This window comes from Veillonella parvula (genome assembly GCF_002005185.1).
GTDB classification, from domain to species: Bacteria; Bacillota; Negativicutes; order Veillonellales; family Veillonellaceae; genus Veillonella; species Veillonella parvula_M.
In genome coordinates this window covers 2,070,174-2,089,887 of sequence record NZ_CP019721.1, presented here as the reverse complement: position 1 = coordinate 2,089,887, position 19,714 = coordinate 2,070,174, and the positions used below count along the sequence as shown (strand labels likewise).

Genomic DNA, 19,714 nt, shown 5'->3' with positions numbered 1-19,714 from the left:
AGAGAGTAAGGTTATAGTTGTTATATAGTTTATAGATGGCCTTAGTGCCGAGGAGGCTTTATGTTAAGCGATATTGAGATTGCCCAACAGAATAGAATGGAGAAGATTCAGGTTATTGCCAATAAATGTGGTTTAACACCTGATGACATTGAACAATATGGTCATTATAAAGCTAAAATTTCTTTTGATGCTATTCGTCGTTTAGAATCTAAGCCAGATGGTAAGTTAGTGCTAGTCACAGCGATTACGCCAACACCAGCAGGGGAAGGTAAGTCTACAACGAGCATTGGTCTCGTACAAGGGCTACAAAAAATCGGTAAAGATGCAATTGCTACATTACGTGAGCCATCCTTAGGACCTGTTTTTGGGATTAAAGGTGGTGCAGCAGGTGGTGGTTATGCTCAAGTTGTACCTATGGATGACATCAATCTTCACTTTACAGGTGATATGCATGCTATTACAGCGGCTAACAATTTATTATCCGCTATGATCGATAACCATATCCATCAAGGAAATGAATTGCAAATCGATTTGCGTCAACTATCTTGGACACGTGTTCTAGATATGAATGATCGTGCTCTTCGCAATGTGACAGTTGCACTTGGTGGCAAAGTATGTGGATTTCCTCGGGAAGATCATTTTATGATTACCGTTGCTTCTGAAATCATGGCTATTCTTTGCTTAGCTAAGGATTTAGAAGATTTGAAAGAACGTTTTGGTCGCATCGTTATCGGTTGTAACTTAGCAGGTGATCCTGTTTATGTTCATCAACTTGGTTGCCAAGGGGCAATGGCGCTTCTCATGAAAGATGCTATCAAGCCAAATCTCGTACAAACATTGGAACATACACCAGCTATTGTTCACGGTGGTCCCTTTGCAAATATCGCTCATGGTTGTAACTCCATTGTAGCTACAAAACTAGGACTTAAGCTTGGTGATATCGTAGTTACGGAAGCCGGCTTTGGTGCTGACTTGGGTGCTGAAAAGTTCCTTGATATCAAATGCCGATACGGCGATATTTTCCCAGATACAATCGTCATCGTAGCTACATTACGAGCTCTTAAAATGCATGGTGGTGTACCGAAACAAGAGTTGAATACAGAAAATATTGAAGCCATAACTAAAGGTTTCAGTAACTTGCAAAAAGCGATTGAAAACATGCGTTACTTTAATGTGCCTGTATTAGTGGCAATCAATAAATTTGCTAGCGATACTGACGCAGAAGTTGCAGAGTTGACTCGCTTGTGTGATGAGTTTGGCGTGCCTGTAGAGCTTAATGAATGCTGGGAAAAGGGCGGCGAAGGCGGCACTGATATGGCGAAAAAAGTCGTAGAGTTACTTGAAGGTCCTAAGCCAACACCTAAATTCGTATATGATTTGGAAGATAGTTTAGAGGATAAAGTTAATAAAATCGTTAAAACTATTTATGGTGGCGATGGAGTTATTTTTACGGACAAAGCCAAAAAGCAAATTAAACAATTAGCAGATTGGGGACTGGATCGTTTGCCTGTATGTATGGCGAAAACGCAATATTCCTTATCTGATAATCCAGCATTATTAGGGGCTCCAACAGGATTCACTATTACTGTATCCGATATTCGCGTTGCCAATGGGGCAGGCTTTATTGTATGTCGTACAGGTGATGTAATGGTAATGCCAGGCCTTCCTAAACGTCCTACTGCTCTTAATATGGATATTGAAGCAGACGGCACAATTAAAGGCTTATTTTAATAGATATTGTTTATAGTAGAACGTTTCTTAACTGGAGATTTATAATGTCTGCTATAATTAGTTATATTTTTATTGTGTTTAATATTTGTAGATTTTTATAGTAATTACAAAGCGATAACAAGGGATATCTTGTTATCGCTTTTACATGAGGCCTTGTTATGAAATTAGTGGAACAACGAGTGATAGATTTTGTGGCTGCTACTGCATCGAAAGAGCCAACACCAGGTGGTGGTGCTATTGCAGCACTAACTGCCGCAACAGGTGCGGCTTTAGCAGAAATGGTAGCAAACCTTACATTTGGTAAAAAAGATTATGAAGCGGTTCAGACCGAAATGGAGGAGCTTCAAGCTAAAGCAGAAGAGATTCGCAATCGTATGCTCGAATTATCTCAAGCTGATGCGGATGTGTTTAACATCTTTATGAAGGCATTAGGTTTGCCAAAGAACACAAATGAGGAAAAAGCTATACGTACAGCGGCTATTCAGCAAGCTTACAAAGATGCGGCTATGGTACCTTTTGAGATTGGAGAATTAGCGAATCAAATATTTGATTTAGCAGAACTAGCCTCTCGTAAGGGTAATCAAAATCTTATTACAGATGGTATTATTGCTGCTATTAATGCGCGTGCTGCGGTGAAATCGGCTTTTTTGAATGTGCGTATTAATTTATCTGGTATTAAAGATGAAAGTTTTGTAGCAGAACTAACATCTAAGATGTATGCCATTGAAAAAGATCTTGATGTTAAAGAGTCGTCTATCATAGGGTTATATGAATAATAAGAGATTATAATATAAATCGAATAATATAACCAAGCAAACTATAAAAGTTCGGGAAATAATATAAAGAGAGCCTATTAATACATATAAAATAATAGACTCTCTTTTTTGTATTGTTAAAATCCGAACGATAGTGTAAAATAAACGGGGGATATTTCGAGATTTTATGTAGGAGACATTATGACAGATCAAAAACAAATGAATACGGTCGATAGCATGCTGCCCATACCACAGCTCTTTGCCTTTGGTTTACAGCATGTACTTGCTATGTATGCTGGAGCTGTTGCGGTACCGATTATTGTGGCACAGGCGATGAATTTACCGGTAGAGGATTTGATTCGCCTTATTACAGCCGACTTGTTTACCTGTGGCATTGCGACCTTAATCCAAACATTAGGCTTTGGTAATATAGGTGGGCGTATCCCTATGATTCAAGGTGTTACCTTTGCATCTGTCGGACCTATGATTATGATTGGGGCACAGCATGGTATGACTGCCATTTACGGTGCCATTATTGTAGCAGGTCTATTTACTTTTATAGTAGCTCCATTCTTTAGCCGTCTAATTCGACTGTTCCCACCGGTTGTAACGGGAACAATAATTACTCTTATTGGGATTAATTTGATGCCAGTTGCCATTAATTGGATGGGGGGCGGTGTAGGAAATCCAGAATTTGGAAGCTATACAAACATAGGACTTGGGTTTCTTACGTTCTTAATTGTTGTATTTGTATACAAGTTTGCTAAAGGTTTCTTAAGTAATCTTTCTGTATTAATCGGTTTGATCGCAGGCACAGCAATTGCCTTTGCAATGGGGGTTGCTAATTTTGATGAAGTTGGTCGATCTCAATGGGTTGCTTTCATTGAACCATTCTATTTTGGTTTGCCAACCTTTGACTGGGCTTCTGTACTATCTATGATTATCGTCATGCTCGTTGTCATGGTAGAGACGACAGGTGATAGTATTGCTATTGGTGAAATTGTGGATAAGCCAATAGGTCGAAAAGAATTGGCTTCTGTTATTCGTGCCGATGGTATTTCTACTTTAATAGGGGGAATTCTTAATAGTTTCCCATATACAGCCTTTGCTCAAAATGTAGGACTTATTGCGGTTACAGGTGTTAAAAGTCGCTTTGTAGTAGCTGCATCTGGAGTAATCTTAATTTTGTTAGGTTTATTCCCTAAATTAGCCGCTATTGTTGCTAGTATACCAAATGCAGTACTCGGTGGTGCTGGCATTGCTATGTTTGGCATGATTGTTGCTAGCGGTATTCGCTCTCTTGGCAAGGTTAGCTTTGATGGTAATCATAACTTGATGCTTGTGGCGATTAGTATTGGTGTGGCTATGATCCCTATTGCGGCGCCGAACTTTTATGCTAATTTCCCTGATTGGGCACAAATTATATTAAAATCTGGCATTACCTTTGGTAGTATTACGGCAATCTTGCTTAACTTATTACTCAATGGTGTTAATCATGGCGATGAAATTCAAGAAATGGGTCGTCGCTAAATAATACATACGAGAACTCTATTCCTATAGAATAGAGTTCTTTTTAGTGATTAAATTCACAGGGAAAATGTATGAATACTATGCTATAATATATAGATAATTGTAGAACTATTTTGTGATACTTTCATAAAATAGGAATACAGTCTGGATTTACAATTAAGTGTTTATAAAAAGTTATGTATATGGAATGTTCCCATAAGAAGGGAAGGGGCACGTGGCAGACGGAAAGATTATTGCTATCTCCATTAGTGAGAAAAAAGGGCAAAAAAAACATAATATTGAATCCGCCAATCTCATTGTAGATCATGGGATGGAAGGCGATGCACATGCAGGCAATTGGCACCGCCAAATCAGCTTACTTGGTATCGCTAGTATTGAACATATGCGGGCGCAAGGTGCAGATGTTAAACCTGGTGATTTCGCTGAAAACATTACAGTAGAAGGTATGATTCTTTATGAATTAGCTGTAGGGACTCACTTACAAGTAGGTGATGATGTGATTCTTGAAATTACTCAAATTGGCAAGGAATGCCATCATGGTTGCGAAATCATGAAACAAGTTGGTTCTTGCATTATGCCTACACAAGGTATCTTTGGTAAGGTTCTTAAAAACGGTACGATTCGCGTAGGTGATGAAGTATCTATTATTAAATAATTTTGAGTTGGTAAACGAGGTGTATTATGAAAGACGCATGGGGCCGTACAATTGAATATGTACGTCTGTCGCTGACAGATGCGTGTAATTTTTGTTGTCCCTACTGCCGGCCTGCAGAAATTACGCCTCAAAGTCAAACGCAACTATTGTCTGTTGATGAATGGATGACCATTTTAGGAGCTTTCCATCATATTGGTGTGAAAGCAGTACGCCTCACAGGTGGTGAGCCTTTGCTCTATCCACATATTGAAGAACTACTAGGTCGCATTAAAGAATCAGGTTGGTTTGAAGATATCTCTATGACTACCAATGGTAGTTTATTAGCTTCACGAGCGCAACGGTTAAAAAAATTTGGCTTGAATCGTGTGAATATTAGTTTGGACTCTCTTGAAACTGAAGCTTTTGCTACCTGTGTTGGTAAAACGGGACAGTTGGAGTCTGTTCTCGACGGTATACGTAGTGCTATTAATGCTAACTTTAAATCCGTTAAGATTAATACGGTTTTATCTCGTTATTGGTCCGATGATGAAGTTAAATCTTTATTACAATATGTTGAAAAATGGCCTGTTGTTTGGCGGTTTATTGAATACATGCCGTTCCAAGGTGATGCCTTTCATGGGCCTACCTTTGATGAATGGAAGGAACAATTAGAACGCGCTAGTGGCGGATCTCTCACAGAGGTTCATTCTGTTTATGGCTTTGGTCCAGCTACATATTTGGCACTGCCTAGTGGTAAGGCAGTAGGCTTTATATTCTCTATGTCTCATAGCTATTGTGATACCTGCAATCGTGTGCGCCTTACATCTGATGGTCAAATGCGATTGTGCTTGTTGCGAGATGATGAGGCTGACCTTGTATCGCTCGTGCGCAATGGTGCCTCAGAAGAGGCTTTAGCCAAGCATATCGAACGTGCTTTGCAACGAAAACAAGAACGACATGATGGTATAGGCATGGAGCAACCAGAACGACCAATGTGGCGAATCGGAGGGTAGTATGGGATTTTTTGATTTTTTAAAGCCTAGATCAAAGGAAAATATTGAATCATGCTGGCCTGGAGGCAAGATGCTTCAAGTCCATATAGAATACGATACACAAGAGTCTGTTTTTACCTATTTTGGTCGTTATGGGTTACAGTTTAGCGTTCCTAAGTCTAATTTAACGAATATTATTGTTAAAGAAGTAAGCCGCACTCATAGTGTGCTTCAACTATATAGTGGTGAAAACTGCGTAGGGACTAGTGATTTACTCCCTACTGAGGCCTGTAATATTATGAAGGATTGGGTATTACAATATTAATAATATGAATGTTGATATTTTATAGGAGTGTAATAAATTTTCTTTACATTCCTATAAAATAAGCATATAATTATTCATGTCATGGACCACTAGCTCAGCTGGCAGAGCACCTGACTCTTAATCAGGGTGTCCAGGGTTCGAACCCCTGGTGGTCCACCAGAGTAAAGAACTCACATTTTGTGTGAGTTCTTTTTTTGTGTAAATATTTTTCTTTTAGCTTTTTAGATATCTTTTTAGCCTTTATATAGTTATTTACATGGTTAAAATACGTTGTGGTTTAATCCTATTTTTCTCAAACAAGTAGTCATTGATTCAATTAAGTTTATAAACTTTAACATTAATGGAATATAGTATTGATACAATATAATATATTTTATAGACAGTAAAACTATAATAGCTTATGATGGTTTTATAATAGTTTTTCTCATTAGGAGGTACCAAATGGCAGTAGATGTTTCTAGAACACAAGATGTGTATAAAGATGCTGGCCAAAGTGTCAACTTCACCACTTTGTTATTAAACCGTAAAGATCATGAGGCAGAGCTTGAAGTGATTCAAGATATGGCAGATCGTATTCAAGCCATTAAACGTTCTGTTAGTATTCGCGCTAATGGGGAAGGTTTGGGCATTGCCTTTGGCTTTAGCCGTAAGGCATGGGATTATTTGTTCCCTAATGCACCGGTACCAAAAGAGTTAGAAGACTTCCAAGGCATAAAAGGTGATAAACAAGATGTACCAGCTGTAGCAGCTGACTTATTTTTGCATGTCCGCTCTAATGATGAATCTGTTACGTATACTGTAGTAGATCAAATTATGGAGTTCTTACGCCCTATTACATCTGTTGTAGATGAAACCCATGGCTTCCACTACGAACAAGGTCGTGCGATTATTGATTTCGTTGATGGTACGGAAAACCCTGTTGGCCAAGAGGCTGTAGAGTGGGGCGTTATTGGAGATGAAGATCCTGAATTTACTAATGGCTCTTATGCATTTGCACAGAAATATGAACATGATCTTGATGCATGGCGTGCACTTCCTACAGAAATGCAAGAAAAATTCATTGGTCGTCGCAAATTTAGTGATATCGAATTGGAGGATGATGAAAAAGATCCGGCAGCTCACAATGTAGTGGCTCAAGATAATCGTGATGATGAAGAACACAAAATCGTTCGTATGAATGTTCCATTTGCCCAACCAGGACATGGCGTACGTGGTACATATTTCATCGGTTATGCTCGTTACTGGGATGTAACTAAAACTATGCTTACCAATATGTTTACGCAAAACGATAAATTGCTTGATTACTCCAAACCTATTACTGGCATGTTATTCTTCATCCCATCTCTTGATACATTGGATGCTATTGCGGAAGGTGAACTATAACCGAATTCTGATTAATATTGGAAAGCTGTATATTCACTTAATTAGTTAGTAATATTTGGTTTTATTTACTAGATTAAAAATTTATTATATAATTCTATAGAAAGCGCCCCAAGTGGGCGCTTTTATGCTATAATAAATCTATTAAACTCGTAAAAATCCATTGTAGTTATGAATGAGGTATTCCATGAATTATACTAGCACCCGAGGTACCGTTGCGGTAAATGAAACATATGCATTGTTGCACGGCTTAGCAGAGGATGGTGGCCTATATGTACCATCTTTATTTCCTACAAACTGCTTAACTTACAATGATGTGAAAGATAAAAACTACCAAGAAGTAGCAGCCGTTGTTTTAGCAAAGTTGTTTCCATGCTTTTCCGAAGCTCATTTAAATGAAATGATTAATTCTGCTTACTGCGATGCTAATTTCAGCACCCGCGATATTGCACCATTACACTCTTTATTGGAAAAGGTTTCCGTATTGGAACTATTCCATGGCCGCACACAAGCTTTCAAAGATATGGCATTATCCTTATTTCCATACCTTTTAGTAGCTGCTAAGGAGGCTGAGGGCGAGAAAAAAGAAGTACTTATCTTAACTGCTACCTCTGGTGATACTGGTAAAGCGGCTCTTGAAGGCTTCAAGGATGTACCGGGAACTCATATTCAAGTATTCTATCCAACTGATGGCGTTAGTCCTATGCAAGCGGAACAAATGCAAAAACAAGAAGGGGAGAATGTTAATGTTACGGCTATTCATGGTAACTTTGACGATGCTCAGCAATTCTTGAAGCGCCTCTTTGTTGATAAAGCGACTGCTGAAGAGGTTGCTGAAAAAGGGGTTATGTTCTCCAGTGCGAACTCTATCAATATTGGTCGTTTAGCTCCACAAGTAGTTTACTATGTAAATGCCTATGCTGAACTGGTTGCACAAGGTGCGATCCATGAAGATGAAGCTTTCAACGTTGTAGTTCCAACAGGTAACTTCGGTAATATCTTGGCTGCTTACTATGCTAAAAAAATGGGGATTCCTATTGGCAAATTGATTTGTGCATCTAATCAAAATAACGTACTTACTGACTTCTTTGAAAACGGTACCTACGATATGAACCGCCCATTCTATACGACGATTTCTCCATCTATGGATATTCTTGAATCCTCTAACTTTGAACGATTCTTATATTATATTTCTGGTGAAGATAGCGAACGTACAGTAGGATGGATGAAAGATCTTAAAACAACAGGCAAATTAACTGTTAATGAAGAAGAGTTCAAACGTGTTAAGACTGATTTTGCTGGTGCCTATGTAGATGATGAAGAAACGAAAGCAATCATTGAACAAGTATACAATTCTTACGGTTATGTAATGGATCCTCACACGGCAGTTGCTATGGGGGCGTATATGAAGGAGTTGGAGAAGCATCCTGAAGATGGCGCTCGTCATACAGTAATTGCATCTACAGCACATCCATTTAAATTTCCTACACCAATCTGTGAGGCATTGGATATCAAGGTGGGCGAGACTCCTTATGAAAGCTTAGATAATATCTCTGCTGTAACGGGTGTTGCCTTCCCTAAACAATTGGAAGCCTTACAATCCAAACCATTGCGCTTTACAAAAGCAATCGACAAAGAGAATATGAAACAAGAAATCTTAGATTTTGTAGATACATTCTCTAAATAATACAATGCCGCCTTTCCTTAGAAGGGCGGCATATCTATATGTTTTTTATTGAGTAATCATTTTTTATTGATTAACCAATTAAATTCATTTTCTCATTAAATTAACATTCATCATATATGATATGGAATTTTGTTAGTATGTATTGATGTATTCATTATTTATAGAAATATGGGTTTATAATTATATAGAGAAATATAATTATAGGAGGGGCTATGGCTAAAAAGGGCCTTATATATGCATTGTTATCCGCACTTTTATTTAGTACGATGAATGTATTTGTAAAACTGTTAGGGACAAATATTCCACCTGGGGAGATCGCTTTTGCCCGTGGGTTCTTTGGGACTGTTGCGGTGCTCATTATTATGTATGTGAAGGGCATCCGTTTTTCAAAAGAGGATCGGGGGCTCCTCGTCATGCGTGGCTTATACGGCGGTTTTGGTATGGTATGTAATTTCATAGCATTGGTACACATAAAATTATCTGATGCAACAATTCTATTTCAGACGACAGGAATATTTGTTTTTATCTTTAGTGCTCTGTTTCTGAAGGAATCGATACCTAAAGGGGCTGGCAAATGGCTTGGAGTCATTTTGATTGCTGTCTTAGTAATGGTAAATCCTTTTAGTTATGAATCATTTTCTTGGTATGCATTGGTAGCAATTTTAGGTGCTGCTTTAGCTGCAGCGGCCTATACGACGATACGAACTATTAGTAAACGCGGAAAACATAGTAATTTTGAAATCATGGCCTATTTCATGATTACTGGCATGATTGCGGGCCTCGTCACTACTGATAAGCTCGTTATGCCTCAAGGTACAGATTGGCTTATTATCTTCGCTATCGGTGGTATTAGTGTAGTGGCTCAGTTTTTCTTGACTGGCGCCTTTGTTACGACCAATGCTGTAGTGGCTCAATTCTTGCAATACGTTGGCGTATTTATTAGTTCCTTCTATGGGTTCTTAATCTTTGGTGAAAGCTTATCCATAGCAACAGTAGGAGCTGGTATTGCTATGTTTATATCCTCTGTCATGTTGGCGCGTCTTAAAGAACAGAGTGGTCCATTAAGAGAGGGCAAGGTTATAGAGGATAAAATTAAATAAATGTCGAATATATACAGTATCAGACTGTATATGACAGTGGGGGTGCTGATTACATTCGTGATTGGCACCTTTTTACATAAAAGATAAAATACAGGGGTATTAGTTAGTGATTTATTGTAATGAAATATACTAGAGCTTTTTCATTTTGAAAGTAGCTACAGACGGAGGAGCTATGTATATAAAATGGATGCATATTGAAAACTATAGGAACTTAGCGGATGTAACGCTAAGCTTTCACAATGATATTAATTATTTTGTCGGTGAAAATGCGGTAGGTAAGTCTAATTTTTTAGATCTCTTAGAAATTATCATGGAGTGCCATGGTTTTATTGAAAGTGATTTTACGGATGTAAATAAGCCTATCCGCATTGATTTTAAAATATCTTTAGGTGAGTTAAATTATAAAAGCATGTATACTGCTGATGAAGGCCCCACCTACCGTTTACGACTTGAACAAGTTGTACAAGAGGTATATCCACGATTATACAGAGTCACTGATGCAGGGATTGAACCTATGGCGTTATCTATGATTCGTCATGCCTTATATGTGTGTCATCGCGATACATCAGAGCAAGAGCTATTTTCTATACCCTCTGCTGTATATGTTGAATTAGGACATCTCTTACAAGCTTATGTATCTCGATTAGAAATGGCGACTGATGATTTGCAGCGTGAAATTGTCAGTTTACGCAAGGATTTAGATCCCTATTGTATGCTCAATATTCAACACCTTATAGAGGTGTTGTCTACATCTTCTGCTATAGAACGCAAGTATTCTGCTGATAATGTGCGTTTAATAATGGCTGTGGCTCTTAAAATTTTAGCTCAAATTTATATGAAGGTGAGTAGTGCGACTACAAATCTAGAAGCTTTACTTGTATATGATGGAAAAGGTCGCAAGTTTTTACCAATCTTTATCAGTGTGGATGAGCCAGAGTTACATTTAAGCCCTTATTTGCAACGCGCTGTGCTCAATTATTACCGCCAAATTGCAACTAATGAAAATGAAGAGTTTTTAGCGTTGTTGCGAGATGTATTTAAAATTGATGGATTGTTAGGACAACTTTTTGTAGTTACACATAGTACAGATGCGCTTGTTGATGATTATCGGCACATTATTCGCCTTTATCGGGATGAAAATAATATGGTCTGTGCTGCCTGTGGGGTCACGTTTAACTTCCCTAAAGAGGTAGAGAAACATTTGATTATGCATTTTCCAGAGGCTAAGGAGGCGCTCTACGCTCGGTGTATTATCATTGTAGAAGGAGAGACAGAGTACGGTAGCTTTGCAGGTTTTGGTAAACGATTGGGTGTAGATTTTGATTACTTTGGCATCTGTCTTATCAATGCCCGAGGAGAGTCTTCTATCAGTAAATTGCAAAAATTGTTTAATAGATTCTCTATTCCTACAGTAGCTCTCTATGATCGCGATGTAGAGGGAAAATATGCAAAAGCACATAGCAATATATTCTATACGGAGGAAATTTGTTTTGAAATGGATTTTGTATCGTATCTACTTGCGATGCACAAGCGTTCCATAATGGATGCCATCATCAAGGACATTATTGATGACGCTCGTCCAATGGTAACAAAGGATATGGCGCGGCGTGGTTATGCTAAATTAGGTATTACTAAAAGCCAAATTGTACAACGTTGTTTACCGAATATTTCGGATCGTAAGTTAGATGATTTACATATCTATTACTTCTCTTGGTTCTTTGCTAATAAAGGAGTAATTGTAGGGCGACGTATTAGTCAATTTTTAGATGCTTCTATGATACCACCTGCATTTATAGCAGTAATAGAGCGTGCTAAACTTCTTTCGCTAGGTTTAGGTTAATGGAGTAATACATTACTACTTCTAATTAATAGAGTCTGACCAAAGTTTGGTTAGACTCTATTTTTTCGAAGATAACATAGCGTTTTAGAGTGTAGGCATAGGAAATATGGTGTAAAAAATACGCATAATAAGCGATTTATTACAATAATAGATAGAATTATGAAAAACTATATTAACTAAATTTTAAAAACTACATCGAAATTTCTTGACATCTTTTTATCTTTATTTTATGATTAGTACTGTTATTAATGCATTCTCAATTAAACGTATCTAGGAGTATGAAAATGAAAGACTTTTTAAACGACTTTAAAGCATTTGCTTTCAAAGGCAATATGATGGACCTAGCTATTGGTATGATTATTGGTGCTGCTTTCACAGCATTGGTTAATTCTGTTGTAAACAACCTATTCATGCCTGTTCTCAGTGTATTCACAGGTGGTATTGATTTTAGTAATTTGTACTTGCCATTGAGCACAGGTTCTAAAGATGCATTCATGGCTGGTGCTGATATTGCTACAGCTCGTGCAGCTGGATCTGTATTGCCATATGGTACATTTATTACTGATTTGATTCAATTCTTGATTTTGGCATTTGTTGTATTCTTGATGGTTCGTGGTTTGGCTAAAATGATGAAATCTGCGAAAGAAGAGGAAGTTGCAGAAGCACCTGCAACGAAAGAATGTCAATTCTGTAAATCTGAAATCAATATCAATGCAGTTAAATGTCCTAACTGTACTGCAGATTTGAACTAGTTCAAATTTAAATTATACATAAAAGGAGTGAGGTTTTGACCTTACTCCTTTTTGTTGTATTACGTTAGCTTTCTAGTATAAAATATAATTATAATATATAGAATTTTTTAGGGAGGGATATACATGGAAAAGAAACCTCTAGTAGTAGTAAATGGACTGGTTCGCAAAGATGCGATTGCATATTTAAAAGAGCATGTAGATGTGCGCCAATGGACTGAAAAAACAGTGATGCCTCGTGAGGTACTGAAGGAATGGCTCATTGATGCGGATGGTTTGTGGTGTGTACGACCTTTAGATGTAGATGGTGATCTTGTAAAGAATGCGCCAAATTTAAAGGTTATAGCACAAGCGGCCGTAGGTTATGATAATGTAAATATTGATGAACTAACAGCGGCAGGTATTCCTTATGGCAATACGCCAGGTGTTCTCAATGAAACGGTAGCAGAACTTGCATTTACGTTGATTGCCACGGCTAGTCGTCGTATTATAGAAAATGCTAACTTTGTAAAAGACGGTCGTTGGGCTCAAAGACCTTCTAATATTAAAGGTTTTGATTTAAGTCGTCGCACTCTTGGTATCATTGGCATGGGGGCTATCGGCGTATCCATTTCTCGACGTGCCCGTGCGTTTGGTATGACTGTTGTGTATCATAATCGTAATCAACGTTTGGATGATAAGATTCATAAGACTACTTATATGGAGTTAGATGATTTATTAGCCATTAGTGATGTAGTATGCGTTATGGCTCCATTGACAGATGAAACATATCATATGTGTGACGAGGCATTTTTCAAGAAAATGAAGAATACCGCTTTATTTGTTAATGTTGGTCGTGGACCTATAGTAGATACTGATGCACTTATCAATGCCCTTAAAACGGGTGAAATCGATTATGCTGCACTTGATGTAACGGATCCGGAACCATTACCAGCGGATCATCCATTGTTAGATGTAGAAAATTGCCTTATTGTACCGCATATTGGTTCTTACACAGATAGAACTCGTTATGACATGTCTATTTTGACAGCGGATAATATTATTGCCGGCGTTCATAAGAAACCTTTAAAAACATGTGTAAATGAAGAAGTAAATTATAAGAAACCTCAAATGGATGTAGAGTCTGCGCTAGAAGAGCTTAAAAAGGCTGGCGTTGATTTAACTGATTTCGACTAAAAGTGGAAGACATTAAAAGATATGCGGTTTTATACAAAATCTGGTAAAATAAAAGAATATTTTTCCTATGGAGGTAAGAACGTTGGAACATAAAGACATTGAAAAAGATGTAGCTCCTGAAGAAGTTGTATCTGTTAACTTTATTGAAGCTATTATCAACAAAGATAACGAAACTGGCAAATACGGTGGGCGTGTATTGACTCGTTTTCCACCAGAACCAAATGGTTACTTGCATATTGGACATGCTAAATCTATTTGCCTAAACTTTGGTATTGGTAAACAATACAATGGTTTAACAAATCTTCGCTTTGATGATACAAATCCTGTAAAAGAAGATGTCGAATATGTAAACTCCATCATGGAAGACGTTAAATGGCTTGGATTTGAATGGAATGAACAACCACGCTATGCATCTGATTATTTTGGCCAAATGTATGAGTATGCTAAGAAATTAATCACGCTTGGCAAGGCTTATGTAGATGATCAAACTGCAGATGAAATTAAACAAAATCGTGGCGATTTCTCTACTCCTGGTGTCAATAGTCCATACCGTGATCGTAGTGTAGAAGAAAATTTGATGCTCTTCGAAGAAATGAAAGCTGGTAAATATAAAGATGGGGAAAAGGTATTGCGTGCAAAAATCGATATGGCGCATCCTAATATCGTAATGCGTGACCCTGTTATTTATCGTATTGTAAATACAGAGCATCATAATACGGGTGATGAGTGGAAAATTTATCCTATGTATGATTTTGCCCATCCTATTGAAGATGCTATTGAACGTATTACGCATTCTATTTGTACATTAGAATTTGAAGTTCACCGACCATTATATGATTGGGTGTTAGAGGAATGGGATGATACTGAAATTCCACAACAAATTGAGTTTGCTCGCTTGAATGTAACTAAAATGGTTATGTCCAAACGTAAATTGCGTGCTCTTGTTGAAGCTGGACTTGTATCTGGTTGGGATGATCCTCGTATGCCGACAATCTCAGGTTTACGCCGCCGTGGTTATACACCGGAATCTATTCGCGATTTCTGTGAGCGCATTGGTGTAGCGAAGGCGGATAGCATTGTAGATATTGCGTTGCTTGAGTTCTGTATTCGAGAGGACTTGAAACTTAAAGCTAAACGCCCTATGGTTGTGGTAGATCCTGTAAAGGTTATTATTACAAATTATCCAGAAGGCAAAACAGAACTTTGTACAGTTGAAAATAATCCTGAAAATGAAGAACTTGGTAATCGTGAAGTTGTATTTGGCCGTGAAATCTATATCGAACGCAGTGACTTTATGGAAGAACCAGTTAAGAAATTTTTCCGCTTAGCACCAGGCAAAGAAGTACGCTTGAAAGGAGCTTATTTCATTACATGCACTGATGTTATTAAAGATGAAAATGGTAATATTACAGAAATTCACTGTACATATGATCCTGAAACTAAGAGCGGTAGCGGTTGTACACGTAAGGTTAAGGGCACATTACATTGGGTTGAAGCGTCTACTGCAGTAGATATTGAATCCCGCTTGTACGATTACTTGCTAAAAGAAGATTCTGATGGTAAGGACTTCTTAGGTGATTTTAATCATGAGTCCTTACAAGTATTCAAGAGTAAAGGGGAAGCATGCCTTGCTACAACTGTACCAGGGGATCGTTTCCAATTCTTGCGTCAAGGTTACTTTGTTACTGATAAAGATAGTACTTCAGACCATATTGTAGTGAACCGTATTGTTGGTTTACGCGATAGTTGGGCTAAGGCACAAAAAAAATAGCATAACGCATTATATTAATGCTTTCATGAGGAGAAAAATGAAAAAAATAGTACTACTTGCTACGGTAGCGGCTGTGTTGGTATCTATGCCTGCTATGGGTTCCGCAGCGAACATAAAGTCCATTTTAAATAGAAGTCAAACTGTAACATATCAAGGTGTTAAATTGCCTGAAGGCGTTACTATGTATCAAAATAATCCTAAAGCGTTGTTTGCTGGGGAGGGCAAAAAAGATATTAAGTCTGTACTTCTTGAGGCGGGCGCGTCTTCTGCAGATGTATATACATTAAATATTAAAAACGAGAATGAAATGCAATATGCTGTTTATGCTAATGTTGTGTTAGGAAAACAATTATCTAGTCGTATGAGTGAAGCAAAGCATATGAATACAGATTCTTCATCTCTTGGAGCATTAGCAGCTGCTATTAACAATGGCGATAGCCCTGTACTTGGTACTTTCACGGTAATAAATCCATTAGCAAAACAAGGCAATGCCTATAAAGGCACATTGAAATATAAAAGTATAGCTAATAATAATTCTTATAATGAGATATTACATATTAGTATTTCTGAAGATAAATATACAGGACCAAATGCTCATTTAATTGCTGTTGACGAAGCTAATGATAGTGTTGTATTCCCTAAAGTTAAAGGTTTATTACATACCAAATAATTAATAATTATTGAAAATATATATCAATTATTCTTGACAATTTTTCTCATCAAGAGTACTATGAGCCTATAGGAATTATTCTCATTAGAGGAAATTCTAACGATGTGCAACAGGCAGGTACTATTATGATGAATTCAATTGACCATATCATTGGATATCATTGTGCACCGGCAATTCGAGGTATTAAGCTATCGAACTTGGTTTCTATTCCACGGGACATGAATGAACAAATCCAATTTGTATTGATAGAGTATAATAAAGCGTTCAATGAAAAAGGATTGTTCTTCTTTGAATTATGTCGTTGTAAAGCGCGAAGACTATTATTGGTATTCCGTGAGAAGCAATTAAGAGACTATGTACGGCAACCTGCGGTGATGTTATTTTTGAAAGCCTACGGTTATCATGATCGAATGAGCATTATGGAGATGCTCGAACATCTTAGATATCGTATGGAAGTAAGCATTGAGTTTCCACATGAAATCGGCATTTTTCTAGGTTACCCATTAAAGGATGTGAAATGTTTTATTTCTTATCGTGGTGGGGGATACCGAATGTGCGGAGAGTGGAAGGTTTACCATGATGTGGTAAATGCGCAACGCTCTTTCTTGTGTTACAAAGCATGTCGTGAATTTTGTCAAACTCAATTGATGTTGGGAAAAACATTTAGTTCATTGGTCGCAAGAACGGCCTAGGAGGTACAAGATGATTGGTGTAATTTTTTGGTCCGGTACAGGCAATACAGAACGCATGGCTTATGAAGTAGCTGAAGGTATTAAAGCTGCAGGTCAAGAAGTTGAAGTAAAATCCGTTTCTGAAGTATCTGTTGATGAAGCAGCCGCTTATGAAAAATTAGCTCTTGGCTGTGCTGATATGGGTGCAGAACAATTAGAAGAAGGCGAATTTGAACCATTCTACACTGAACTAGAAGGCAAGTTGAGTGGTAAAAAAATAGCGATCTTTGGCTCCTATGGTTGGGGTGGTACTTGGTTGGAAGACTGGGGCACTCGAATTAAAGATGCTGGTGGCGAATTAGTGGCTGATGGCGTAGCAATCTTGGGCGAACCTGATGATGATGGTAATGCACAATGCCAAGAATTAGGTAAAACATTAGCAAACGCTTAATTTGATTTTAATTACTAACATAAATACTAATAGTTAATAATAAAAGGTTGTAATGACGATAATTCGTTATTACAGCCTTTTTTGTATGTACTTATGATTGATATGATGGAGCAAAGGTCATTAAAAATTTTGATATCGATAAGTAAATGTGATGAAAATCATAATGTTTATTTATCTTTATCTCTATTTGTGTATATAAGCGCATAATTATAAATAACTTTAATACATAATTATATTGCGTTTTTGTACACATAGTCCTATAATTTAGTTAAAGAACCTAACAAAAATTTAGGTTAATACAAAAATAGTTAGGGTTAATTCTATATTAGCTATTAACCGGGCTAGCGTAATTTAAACTGGAAAGGTTAATCTATGACATTGAAAGAGGGGTTATTTCAATGAGTACATTAGAGCGAATAAAAGTCATAGCCCATGGATTAGCGGTACAATTTGGCCCATCCTGTGAAGTATTGATTCATGATTTACAAGGGGATATTAATTCGTCTCTTGTATATATTGAGAATGGAACTATAACTAATAGACATGTTGGTGATGGTCCATCGCATGTGGTTTTAGATGTGCTGAGCCATGACGATGGTAGCGAGGGCAGATTTGGTTATCTCACAAAGACTAAAGATGGTCGAATATTAAAATCTTCTACCATGTATATTCGTGATGATACAGGTCGTATAGCATACTTGTTGGGGATTAACCAAGATATAACAGAGTTTGTTATGATGTATCGACTTTTGGATAGTTTGGTCAATACAGGTCAGGAAGATGCAGGATCTGTTGAAAAAATTACGACGAGTGTATCGGAACTTTTAGATGATTTATTACTAGACGTAGAACGTTTAGTTGGTAAACCAGGACCATTGATGAATAAGGTGGAACGCTTAAAAGCTATTTCCTATTTAAACGAAAAAGGGGCTTTTCTTATCTCGAAGTCTTCTGAGAAGATAGCAGAGTATTTTAATATTTCTAAGTTTACTCTTTATAGTGATTTAAATACTGTAAAGGAAGAATCCTAGGAGGCAAATATGGAACGAATTCAGTGGAAACGTAATACAATGGCACCATCAAGTGACAAGTTTTTGTCCGTTATGGATGTTAGAGAGGTTAAGAAAGCTAAAGCGTTTCATGAAAGTTTTCCACAATATAGCGTTACTCCACTTGTATCGCTTAAGAATTTAGCGTCTTATATCGGTGTTGATGCACTCTTTGTAAAAGATGAATCCTACCGATTTGGCCTTAATGCATTTAAGGTATTAGGCGGCTCCTATGCGATGGCAAAATATGTGGCGCAACAAACTGGTAAAGCTGTTGAGGATGTACCATATGATGTATTAACATCAGCAAAATTAAAAGAAGAGTTTGGTCAAGCTACATTCTTTACTGCCACTGATGGTAACCACGGTCGAGGTGTAGCATGGGCAGCCAATAAATTAGGTCAAAAATCTGTAGTATTTATGCCAAAGGGCTCTACAGAATATCGTAGAAAACAAATCGAAAACGAAGGAGCTACCGTAACAATCGAAGACTTCAACTACGATGAGTGTGTACGCTTAGCAACCAAAAAGTCTAAAGAAGTTCCTAACGGTGTTGTAGTTCAAGATACTGCCTGGGAAGGTTATGAAGAAATTCCAAACTGGATTATGCAAGGCTATGGCACCATGGCTATGGAAACAGCCAATCAATTAGAAGCTGATAATTGTAAAGTTCCTACACATGTATTTGTACAAGCTGGTGTAGGTTCCCTTGCCGGTTCTGTAGTGGGTTACTTCACTAATCTATACAGCAATGTGGCTAAAAAACCTAAATTAGTTGTTGTAGAAGCGGCAGCTGCAGCTTGTTTATACAAAGGTGCTGTAGCTGATGATGGTAAACCTCGTATCGTAGAGGGTGATTTAGAAACAATCATGGCAGGCTTAGCTTGTGGTGAACCGAACACAGTTTCTTGGGATATTTTGAGAAATCATGCAGATGTATTCGTTTCTGCGCCTGACTGGGTGGCACGTTTAGGCATGCGCGTTGGCGGTGCACCGATTAAAGGCGATACTCCAATTACTACTGGAGAGTCTGGTGCAGTTCCATTAGGTCTTGTAATGGCAATTATGACAATGCCGGAATATGAAGACTTACGGAAAGAGTTAGAACTAGATGCGTCTTCAAAGGTACTCTGTTTCTCCACTGAAGGTGATACGGACCCTGAAAGATATAAAAATATTATGTGGTATGGTGAAGATCGTTAG

Annotated in this window: 18 protein-coding genes and 1 tRNA gene; all 19 read left to right on the top strand. The window is 37.7% G+C overall.

All coding sequences use genetic code 11. The features are described 5' to 3' along the window. Window positions 1-60 precede the first annotated feature (60 nt). The 19 genes from B1A77_RS09685 to dpaL all read left to right on the top strand — a co-directional run bounded on the left by B1A77_RS09685 (window position 61) and on the right by dpaL (window position 19,714). Window positions 61-1,731 carry a formate--tetrahydrofolate ligase gene (locus tag B1A77_RS09685; protein ID WP_077708599.1) on the top strand — a complete coding sequence of 557 codons (1,671 nt, stop codon included), beginning with the start codon at window positions 61-63 and terminating at the stop codon, window positions 1,729-1,731. Window positions 1,732-1,889: 158 nt separating this feature from the next. Further along, the gene (locus tag B1A77_RS09680; protein WP_077708598.1) at window positions 1,890-2,507 is read left to right on the top strand and encodes a cyclodeaminase/cyclohydrolase family protein; all 618 of its coding nucleotides are present in this window, start codon (window positions 1,890-1,892) and stop codon (window positions 2,505-2,507) included. Window positions 2,508-2,687: 180 nt separating this feature from the next. After that, window positions 2,688-4,016 carry a nucleobase:cation symporter-2 family protein gene (locus tag B1A77_RS09675; protein ID WP_077708597.1) on the top strand — a complete coding sequence of 443 codons (1,329 nt, stop codon included), beginning with the start codon at window positions 2,688-2,690 and terminating at the stop codon, window positions 4,014-4,016. A 214-nt stretch (window positions 4,017-4,230) separates the two neighbouring features. Beyond that, entirely contained in the window at window positions 4,231-4,671 is a 441-nt protein-coding gene (locus B1A77_RS09670) for an MOSC domain-containing protein (RefSeq protein ID WP_024062021.1), read from the top strand. 26 nt (window positions 4,672-4,697) lie between these two features. After that, window positions 4,698-5,663 carry a GTP 3',8-cyclase MoaA gene (gene moaA, locus B1A77_RS09665; protein ID WP_077708596.1) on the top strand — a complete coding sequence of 322 codons (966 nt, stop codon included), beginning with the start codon at window positions 4,698-4,700 and terminating at the stop codon, window positions 5,661-5,663. A 1-nt stretch (window position 5,664) separates the two neighbouring features. Then, window positions 5,665-5,967, top strand: a complete 303-nt coding sequence (locus tag B1A77_RS09660; RefSeq protein ID WP_008601476.1) for a hypothetical protein — start codon at window positions 5,665-5,667, stop codon at window positions 5,965-5,967. A gap of 83 nt (window positions 5,968-6,050) precedes the next feature. Further along, window positions 6,051-6,126, top strand: a tRNA-Lys gene (locus tag B1A77_RS09655). Between the two features lie 282 nt (window positions 6,127-6,408). Continuing rightward, window positions 6,409-7,350, top strand: a complete 942-nt coding sequence (locus tag B1A77_RS09650) for a Dyp-type peroxidase (RefSeq protein ID WP_008601474.1) — start codon at window positions 6,409-6,411, stop codon at window positions 7,348-7,350. A 184-nt stretch (window positions 7,351-7,534) separates the two neighbouring features. Continuing rightward, on the top strand, window positions 7,535-9,034 hold the full coding sequence (thrC, locus tag B1A77_RS09645; protein WP_012864628.1) for a threonine synthase: 1,500 nt from the start codon (window positions 7,535-7,537) through the stop codon (window positions 9,032-9,034). Window positions 9,035-9,246: 212 nt separating this feature from the next. Next, complete coding sequence (locus B1A77_RS09640) at window positions 9,247-10,134, top strand: DMT family transporter (protein ID WP_008601469.1); 888 nt, start codon at window positions 9,247-9,249, stop codon at window positions 10,132-10,134. A 172-nt stretch (window positions 10,135-10,306) separates the two neighbouring features. After that, a complete protein-coding gene (locus tag B1A77_RS09635; RefSeq protein WP_077708595.1) occupies window positions 10,307-11,974 on the top strand; it encodes an ATP-dependent nuclease in 1,668 nt (555 codons plus the stop codon). A 284-nt stretch (window positions 11,975-12,258) separates the two neighbouring features. Then, on the top strand, window positions 12,259-12,726 hold the full coding sequence (mscL, locus tag B1A77_RS09630) for a large conductance mechanosensitive channel protein MscL (protein ID WP_012864626.1): 468 nt from the start codon (window positions 12,259-12,261) through the stop codon (window positions 12,724-12,726). Window positions 12,727-12,849: 123 nt separating this feature from the next. After that, window positions 12,850-13,899, top strand: coding sequence for a 2-hydroxyacid dehydrogenase (locus B1A77_RS09625; protein ID WP_077708594.1), 1,050 nt, complete (start codon window positions 12,850-12,852; stop codon window positions 13,897-13,899). A gap of 82 nt (window positions 13,900-13,981) precedes the next feature. Next, a complete protein-coding gene (locus B1A77_RS09620; protein ID WP_077708593.1) occupies window positions 13,982-15,670 on the top strand; it encodes a glutamine--tRNA ligase/YqeY domain fusion protein in 1,689 nt (562 codons plus the stop codon). Window positions 15,671-15,707: 37 nt separating this feature from the next. Beyond that, window positions 15,708-16,340, top strand: a complete 633-nt coding sequence (locus B1A77_RS09615; protein WP_077708592.1) for a hypothetical protein — start codon at window positions 15,708-15,710, stop codon at window positions 16,338-16,340. Between the two features lie 104 nt (window positions 16,341-16,444). Next, on the top strand, window positions 16,445-17,032 hold the full coding sequence (locus B1A77_RS09610) for a DUF3793 family protein (RefSeq protein WP_008714331.1): 588 nt from the start codon (window positions 16,445-16,447) through the stop codon (window positions 17,030-17,032). A gap of 10 nt (window positions 17,033-17,042) precedes the next feature. After that, window positions 17,043-17,462 (top strand): flavodoxin, encoded by a 420-nt coding sequence (locus B1A77_RS09605; RefSeq protein ID WP_004696544.1) that lies wholly within the window; start codon window positions 17,043-17,045, stop codon window positions 17,460-17,462. Window positions 17,463-17,860: 398 nt separating this feature from the next. After that, window positions 17,861-18,493: a helix-turn-helix transcriptional regulator gene (locus B1A77_RS09600; protein WP_077708591.1), complete on the top strand. Its 633-nt coding sequence runs from the start codon at window positions 17,861-17,863 to the stop codon at window positions 18,491-18,493. Window positions 18,494-18,502: 9 nt separating this feature from the next. Beyond that, complete coding sequence (gene dpaL, locus B1A77_RS10110) at window positions 18,503-19,714, top strand: diaminopropionate ammonia-lyase (RefSeq protein ID WP_004698734.1); 1,212 nt, start codon at window positions 18,503-18,505, stop codon at window positions 19,712-19,714.

Coding starts and splice junctions, on each gene's coding strand:
- dpaL (WP_004698734.1), top strand. CDS start 18,503: ATGGAACGAATTCAGTGGAAACGTAATACAATGGCACCATCAAGTGAC.
- B1A77_RS09615 (WP_077708592.1), top strand. CDS start 15,708: ATGAAAAAAATAGTACTACTTGCTACGGTAGCGGCTGTGTTGGTATCT.
- B1A77_RS09600 (WP_077708591.1), top strand. CDS start 17,861: ATGAGTACATTAGAGCGAATAAAAGTCATAGCCCATGGATTAGCGGTA.
- B1A77_RS09625 (WP_077708594.1), top strand. CDS start 12,850: ATGGAAAAGAAACCTCTAGTAGTAGTAAATGGACTGGTTCGCAAAGAT.
- B1A77_RS09650 (WP_008601474.1), top strand. CDS start 6,409: ATGGCAGTAGATGTTTCTAGAACACAAGATGTGTATAAAGATGCTGGC.
- B1A77_RS09675 (WP_077708597.1), top strand. CDS start 2,688: ATGACAGATCAAAAACAAATGAATACGGTCGATAGCATGCTGCCCATA.
- B1A77_RS09685 (WP_077708599.1), top strand. CDS start 61: ATGTTAAGCGATATTGAGATTGCCCAACAGAATAGAATGGAGAAGATT.
- B1A77_RS09640 (WP_008601469.1), top strand. CDS start 9,247: ATGGCTAAAAAGGGCCTTATATATGCATTGTTATCCGCACTTTTATTT.
- thrC (WP_012864628.1), top strand. CDS start 7,535: ATGAATTATACTAGCACCCGAGGTACCGTTGCGGTAAATGAAACATAT.
- B1A77_RS09605 (WP_004696544.1), top strand. CDS start 17,043: ATGATTGGTGTAATTTTTTGGTCCGGTACAGGCAATACAGAACGCATG.
- B1A77_RS09635 (WP_077708595.1), top strand. CDS start 10,307: ATGTATATAAAATGGATGCATATTGAAAACTATAGGAACTTAGCGGAT.
- mscL (WP_012864626.1), top strand. CDS start 12,259: ATGAAAGACTTTTTAAACGACTTTAAAGCATTTGCTTTCAAAGGCAAT.
- B1A77_RS09680 (WP_077708598.1), top strand. CDS start 1,890: ATGAAATTAGTGGAACAACGAGTGATAGATTTTGTGGCTGCTACTGCA.
- B1A77_RS09660 (WP_008601476.1), top strand. CDS start 5,665: ATGGGATTTTTTGATTTTTTAAAGCCTAGATCAAAGGAAAATATTGAA.
- moaA (WP_077708596.1), top strand. CDS start 4,698: ATGAAAGACGCATGGGGCCGTACAATTGAATATGTACGTCTGTCGCTG.